Source organism: Constrictibacter sp. MBR-5, from assembly GCF_040549485.1.
Classification (GTDB): domain Bacteria; phylum Pseudomonadota; class Alphaproteobacteria; order JAJUGE01; family JAJUGE01; genus Constrictibacter.
In genome coordinates, this window is the sequence record NZ_JBEPTK010000046.1 from 1 (window position 1) to 1,511 (window position 1,511).

Genomic DNA, 1,511 nt, shown 5'->3' on the forward strand with positions numbered 1-1,511 from the left:
AGAATGCCGCCGATGCTGTCGAGCGTCGGCGCGTTGGTGCCGAACAGCGCGTTCTTCAGCGGGTTGATCGCGGCCAGCCGGAACATCTCCTGCCCGATCTCCGAGAGCACGCCGAGCCACACGTCCTTCATGTCGATCGCGCCGGCCTTGCCCTCCAACGCCATTCGCGTCGCGGCCTCGCCGATCCGGTCGAAGGCGCGCTCGCCGAACTGCCCGAGGTAGTTGAGCGCGTCCGCCGATGCCTTCGCCTGGAACTCCAGATCGGCCAGTTCGGCCGCGGCATCGAGACGGCCGCGGAATGTGACGTCGTCCGGCCTCACGCCCTCCGAGCGGAGCCTCGCGCCCTCGTCGTAGGTCGCGGTGAGGATGGCCTGGTCCCGTGCGCCGAGACCGGATATCGCCTGCCGAGCGCGGGTGCGGGCGATGTCGGCCTGGATCGCCTCGAGCCGCTGCTGGCTGGCGCTCGACGCCGCAAGGTCGCGCTGCGCGTCGATCTGCTCTCGGATCAGAGAGATCTGATCCTCGGTCAAGAGGTTGCCCTCGCGCATCGCGACGTTCATCGCCCGCTGCACGGCCTCGACCCTGGCGCGCTCGTCGCTGTCGAGCCGCAGAAGCTCGGTCTGCTGCTTCAGCGTGCCGATGTACTCCGTCACACCGTCGACCAGAAGGTCCGCTTCCTCTTTCTGCCTACGCGTGCTCTTTGCCGCGCGGTCGGAAGCGTTGCCGAACTCGCCGACGCCCTGCTCAGCTTCGGCGAGCCCCAGGCGGGCCTTTGTCGCGGCCGTCTCCAATGCCTCGATCGTCTTCCGCAGGGAGTCGATTTCGACGCCGACCTGCGTGTAGGTGTCGGACGTGTCGCCGGGCGAAGCGGCATCGAACCGGCCCAGGGAGCGGATGCCCTGTAGCTGGGCCATCTGGGCTTGCGCCGCGGTCATAGCGGCCTCCGCTTGGTCGGCCGCCGCGCGCCGGGCCTCAATCGCCTGCTGCCGTTGAGCGGTCGCCAGTTCCTTCGCAGCCTTCGCCGCGTCGCCGGTCAGCTGGTTGGCGAGCCGCATGGTGCTGGAATAGTCGTCCAGTGCGTTCTTCGCCTTGTTCGATCCGTCCTCCGTGTCCATCAGCCCCACGGCCAGGGCGCCGACCACCGTGACGGCCGCGCCGATCACCGCGCCCCACGGCCCGAACGCGCCGAGAAGCTGGCCACCCTGCACCGCAAGGGCCTGCATGGCGTTCCCACCCATGCTTACTTGCGTCGCGAGGTCACCGATCTGAAAGCCGGCCTGCTGCGCCACGGTGCCGAACCTGCTGGTCGAGCGCCCTGCATTGTCGTTGGCCGCGGAAAAGGCGGTGATCGGTGCCGCAGCCGTGCGAGCGCGCTGCGCCAGCCCTTCATATCGGTTCTGAAGCTGCAGGAGGAGGCGCGACTTCTCCTCCTCGGCAATGAGTCCCTGGCGGAAGGCGCGGTCCAGAACGTCGGTCTGCTGCGTCAATCGCTGCTGCGCCCGATAGAGCGG

General features: G+C 68.6%; 1 protein-coding gene. It reads right to left on the reverse strand.

Features of this window, described 5'->3' with window-relative positions; translation table 11 throughout:
- A partial coding sequence (locus ABIE65_RS27790; RefSeq protein ID WP_354081995.1) for a coiled-coil domain-containing protein occupies positions 1-1,487 on the reverse strand: 1,487 nt, incomplete at its 3' end.
- Positions 1,488-1,511 lie beyond the last annotated feature (24 nt).